We start from the raw sequence: 5,295 nt of genomic DNA on the forward strand, positions 1-5,295 counted from the left end.
TTCCTCTTTCCTCTTTCCTCTTTCCTCTTTCCTCTTTCCTCTTTCCTCTTTCCTCTTTCCTCCTCTTCTATGGCTTCCTTTCCTTTTTTCCTCCTCTGTTTATGTGATCACCAGCACTAATACGACAGATGTTCATTGTTTTTCTTTTTACTGATAAGTAACATCCTCTCACGGATAATGATGTAAATCCTTTATGAATATATGGTTTTAGCGCAAGCCTGAACCAGTCCTAATAAAAGATCAGGGATATTTATCGATGTTGAAATTTCCAGTTATTGCTACTGCTCTTCTGTGTGTTGCCACCTCTGTAAGTGCTGCCAAGCCGACAGGGTCAGGACCAAACCCATTTTCTGACTGTGGTATTGGTGCAGCGCTTTTTTCTGATGGCCCTAAGTGGGCTGCCGTGACCTCAAATATTATTTGGGATGTTGGTACTACAGCTGTCACTTCGGCAACCATGAGCCCAGAAACCTGCAATGGTAAGAGTGTAAAAACGGCGCAGTTTATTATCGACAACTACGATAACCTTGCTGAAGAAACAGCTCTGGGTCAGGGAGAGCATTTGACTGCAATGTTGACGGTTCGTGGCTGTCAGGGATCTACTCACCAGACCATCGTCTCTTCCATTCGTGAAGATATGGTAGGTAATGTGATGGCTATTGATTATTCAGCACTGTCTGACGTTGAGAAGGCTGCTCAGTACTATCAGGCTATGGATGCTGGTGTTGCCAGCGCTGCAGACAGCTGTTCTGCGTAAGCTCTGTTATAAGACGTTGTCTGTCTAATCAGGCGGCGTCTCAAAACATGTTAGTCAGCCTTCAGGCATATCCCTAACTCCAGATTTGTAAGCCGTGATCAAAAAACTTCTACTATGCTGGCTATCTCTCTTCTTCCCGTTTTTTGCTTTTTCAAGTGTAATATCGACGCACTCATCTTCTATTGATTCTTCCATTATCCAAAGGCTGTCTCATAGCAACACATGGAAAAAGTTGCTGGTTTATGAGCCTGATTCATGGACGGAATCAGGTGTTGAAAGCGCCATTTTAACCGATGATTTTTTTCTGGCAGCTGATGGACGAACAGACCCAAAGTCAGAGTTGTTAGCAACAATAAATGCATTTTCTTTGCCCGTTAGTAGTGATGATAATTTACATGCTCAGTGTCGTTTTCCTGCCAGATATCAATGGTTGAAATCAGAACTGAAACTGACTGACGAAACTGTAATCCCTGTGCGTTGTCCTGAGTATTTGAAATGGACTGAAGAGGGGGCGGCAGAGTCCATTAGTGTTGTTTTTGCCTCCGGATATCTTGGGAATCCAGCGTCCTATTATGGCCACACGCTACTCAAACTGAATTCAAAAGATAAAACTCGAACACGCTTGCTGGATACCAGTATCAACTTTGGAGCCATTGTGAACGATGGCGATGATCCGGTCAGTTATATTCTCAAAGGCTTATTTGGAGGCTACAACGGTGGCTTCAGCCATGCTGAATACTATTTCCATAACCAGAACTATGGTGAGTTGGAGCTGCGGGATCTCTGGGAGTATGAGCTGGATCTGACAGCAGATCAGGTCGATTTTGTGCTTGCCCATATCTGGGAGGTGATGGGCAAAGAGTATCAATACTTTTTCTTAAATAAGAATTGTTCATTTCGACTAGGGGAGTTGCTGGAACTGATTGAAGGTGTGAAAGCGAATCCGGACAACAGTCTTTGGGTTATCCCTCAGTCTCAGATTCTTGAGTTGGATCGTACGACGCTGGATGACCGCTCCTTGGTGAAGGAGGTTTCATTTCACCCCTCCAGACAATCTCGACTTTATGAAGGTTTTGCTTCGTTGAACGCTCAACAGAAAGAATATGTGACAGAAGCGATTGAGAACCCACCTGTTCTTAATTCGGCATCATTTCATTCAGAGCCTCTAGACGACAGATATTCTGTGTTGGATACCTTGTTGGATTATTACCAGTTTGTAGGAAAAGCCGTAGAGGAAGATGATGAACTGGCTGTGAAGCAATCGTATCAGAGTGTATTGGCTCATCGTTATCGTCTTCCACCTGGGGTGAAAATGCCGGTGACGCAAGAGCTTGCTTATCCCCACGAAGGACGTAACCCAAGTTTCATTCAATTCGGGTGGGTGCACACTGAAGGGTCAGGTAGTGGCGCCAGACTGAACATTCGGCCTGCATACTACGACAGTCTTGATGCTGGTTTAGAGCATTCAGAATATGGCGAACTGGTTATGGGGCAGGTTCAGCTTTCTGCAATTAATGACAAAGTAATGTTCAACTCGGTAGATCTTGTCAGCATTAAAAGCCTATCAACGAAGGTAACAGGGCTTCCTGGGGATGAGAGAACAGCGTGGCGTATAAAAGCAGGCTTGCAGTCTGTTCGATTTGATTGCACGGAAACCTGTCTGACTCTACAACTTGAAGGTGATAAAGGGTATACGACGACTTTAGGTGATGATGTCATCGTGTCAGGCTTTATTGGTGGGGCTGTGAGAGATAACAGGCAAGGATCGGGAAACGTTGAGGGGCGTGTGACTCTGAACGTGGTGACAAGTATAACTGAAAACCTTAATACTCAGTTTGAATATCAGCACAAGAAGCAACTGGATGAATCCAGATCAAGCTTCAACAGTTATCGTCTTGAGACTCGATTTCAGCTGGCAAAAAACTGGGATTTGAGGGGTTCCTACCAATACGAGCAACAGGGGCAGTACACTTTGCTCCTCGGGCATTATTGGTAATATCCTTTACTCTCTTTTGATCTTCGTCGGTATGTCACTTTTAACTCCATGATAAGTTCGCTCTTTTTCCCATCACGGGTTTGAGCGAATTTATGGGTAACGATCTGGCAACCACAAAACGCATTGCGGTTCTGCTTGCGGATGGGTTTGAAGAAGCAGAAGCGGTTGTCTTTATTGACATCATGCGTCGTTTGAAAATCAATGTAGATGTATTAGCCTGCAAAAATGAACGACATGTGAACAGTTATTTCAAAGTGAATATAACAGCAGACTTCACTTTGAGCGAAAAGTTCGATGATGATTATGATGCGGTGATGATGCCTGGCGGCCCTGAAGGAACGGCGAACCTGACAAGCGATGAGATGGTGATTGGTTTTCTCAAACGCCACATTGCTCGTGGAAAATTAATCTGCCCGCTGTGTTCTTCTGGAGCGAAAGTGGTGGCTGCTAATGGTCTGTTTGGGCAGCACAAATATGTGTCCGGCGCTGATTTTTACAAGAGCTTCGATGACGGTGTTCATGTGGATCAGAAGGTTGTGGTCGATGGTCAGTTTATCAGCGGTAAAGGGCTGGGCGTCGTGTTCGATTTCTCTTTTATTGTTGCAGAACATCTGATTGGCAAAGGAGACGTGGAAGATAAAAGCTCTGTACGATGGCAGGCTCAGCATATCGATTATGATGGTTGGCCATACGCTGAGCAGTCATAAAACAATAGTCGTAAGTACCTAACCATATGAAATCGAATATTTCTGGCTTAGTGGTTAGTTACTATGCAAGGCGCAGCGGAGTGAGCATAGCCGTAGCTATGTGATCGAAGCTGCAACGCAGTAGAGTAGCTGGCCACTGAGTCAGAAAGTATGATTTCATATGGTTGGGTACTTATGATGTGCAGATAAGAAGTGGGTGAAATCCCACTCCTTATTGAGAGCGTCAAAGCTTATGCATTATCAACAGCAGCTTTTGCCAGAAAGGTAATCTCATCCCATTTTTCTTCTCTTGCCAATGCAGCAGGTGCAATCCAAGACGCGCCAACACAGGCAACATTTGGCAGAGAAAGAAAAGAACGATAGTTATCAGCACTGATGCCACCGGTTGGACAGAACATGACTTCAGGAAACGGTCCGTACAGGGCTTTTAACATACCTTCGCCACCCAGCTGAGTTGCAGGAAACAGTTTCATGGCGTTAATGCCGTAAGACAGTGCCAGCATAACATCTCCCGGTGAGGCGACTCCCGGAATAAAAGGCATCTCGGTTTTGCCTGCAAATTCCAGTAACCCAGCGGTTAATCCCGGTGACAAGGCAAAATCTGATCCTGCTTCAATAGCTTGTTTCAGTTGTTCCGGGTTGAGAACCGTCCCGGCACCTACCAGGCAATTGGGTAGTTCTTTTTTGATCAGGGTAATGGCATCCAGTGCACACTCACTACGTAGCGTAATTTCAAAGACATTAATCCCACCTTTATGCAGGGCGGATGCCAGAGGGGTTGCCTGATCAATATGATCAATCACCATCACTGGCATGACTGGCTTGGCTTGAAGTAGAACGTCCAGACTATTCATGGTTATCTCTAAATCAGATGGTTAGACAGAGTTCAGGCGGAATAATGGCGCCTTTATGTTGAATCACGGTTGAGGCCAGTATATGAGCATTTCTTGCAGACTCATGAGACGACAATCCGCTGATACGTGATGCCAGATAAGCGGCATTGAAAGAGTCGCCAGCAGAAGTGGTATCGACTACTTGTCTGACTTTGATGGCGGGCACATAGTCCGCCCCTTTTGAGTGGAGAATGGAGCAACCGTTGGAACCGTCTTTGACAACAATTTCTCTGACACCTCTCTTACGGATACGCTCGATGGTGATCTCCGGATGGCTATCACCATACAATTCTTCTTCATCGTCAAAGGTGACTAATGCAATATCTGTAACCTTCAGAAATTGATTGATCACGTTTCTGGCGACGGTTTCTGACTCCCATAGACGACGGCGATAATTGTTATCAAAAGCAATGGTTGAGCCGTTTGCCTTAGCTTTCGTCAGTATATCGAAGAGCTCTCTCCGGCTGTGCGGATCAAGAATGGCTAAACTGATGCCCGAGTAATAAATCAAGCCGAAGGTGCTGGATAACTCTTCTTTTTGCGATGGGGTCAAACCGGATTGCAATAGCTGTTTTGCCGCAGAGTCGTTCCTCCAGTAGCTAAAACTACGCTCTCCCTGATCATCGGTATGAATGGCGTACAACCCCAGCTGTTTATCCGGGATCTTAGCAATGAGTGACGTATCCAACCCTTCACTTTGACAAGCATCGAGAAATTCTATACTCAGAGAATCAGTTCCTATTGCGGTCACATAATCTACAGATATTGAATATTCTTTAAGGCATCGATTCATATAAACCAAAACTCACTTGAAACCATCGGTTTTATTTTGGTTTTGGCTTAACCGGTTTTCTGAGCACCTCTTCCTCCTCGTCAAGAGACGTCTTGGTATGGAGTCTGTCGGCTAACTCGACTGGTTTTTGGTTAATCTGCACGCAGAAG

At 45.2% G+C, this 5,295-nt stretch carries 5 protein-coding genes; 3 read left to right on the top strand and 2 right to left on the bottom strand.

Translation table 11 applies throughout. The annotated features are described in order from the left end of the window. The first annotated feature begins 256 nt into the window (after positions 1 to 256). The 3 genes from AKL11_RS07225 (at position 257) to AKL11_RS07235 (ending at position 3,460) form a co-directional block, all read left to right on the top strand. Positions 257 to 757 (top strand): DUF3015 family protein, encoded by a 501-nt coding sequence (locus AKL11_RS07225; protein ID WP_067515903.1) that lies wholly within the window; start codon positions 257 to 259, stop codon positions 755 to 757. Positions 758 to 851: 94 nt separating this feature from the next. Next, positions 852 to 2,753: an Lnb N-terminal periplasmic domain-containing protein gene (locus AKL11_RS07230; RefSeq protein ID WP_095210238.1), complete on the top strand. Its 1,902-nt coding sequence runs from the start codon at positions 852 to 854 to the stop codon at positions 2,751 to 2,753. Between the two features lie 92 nt (positions 2,754 to 2,845). Continuing rightward, complete coding sequence (locus tag AKL11_RS07235; RefSeq protein ID WP_067515905.1) at positions 2,846 to 3,460, top strand: DJ-1/PfpI family protein; 615 nt, start codon at positions 2,846 to 2,848, stop codon at positions 3,458 to 3,460. Positions 3,461 to 3,690: 230 nt separating this feature from the next. On the opposite strand, the gene AKL11_RS07240 is transcribed toward AKL11_RS07235, so the two are convergent. Both AKL11_RS07240 and AKL11_RS07245 read right to left on the bottom strand, forming a co-directional pair. Beyond that, positions 3,691 to 4,314 (bottom strand): bifunctional 4-hydroxy-2-oxoglutarate aldolase/2-dehydro-3-deoxy-phosphogluconate aldolase, encoded by a 624-nt coding sequence (locus AKL11_RS07240; protein WP_067515906.1) that lies wholly within the window; start codon positions 4,312 to 4,314, stop codon positions 3,691 to 3,693. Positions 4,315 to 4,327: 13 nt separating this feature from the next. Next, on the bottom strand, positions 4,328 to 5,146 hold the full coding sequence (locus AKL11_RS07245; RefSeq protein ID WP_095210239.1) for a sugar kinase: 819 nt from the start codon (positions 5,144 to 5,146) through the stop codon (positions 4,328 to 4,330). Positions 5,147 to 5,295 lie beyond the last annotated feature (149 nt).

The sequence above is a fragment of the Endozoicomonas ascidiicola genome, from assembly GCF_001646945.1.
Taxonomy (GTDB): domain Bacteria; phylum Pseudomonadota; class Gammaproteobacteria; order Pseudomonadales; family Endozoicomonadaceae; genus Endozoicomonas; species Endozoicomonas ascidiicola.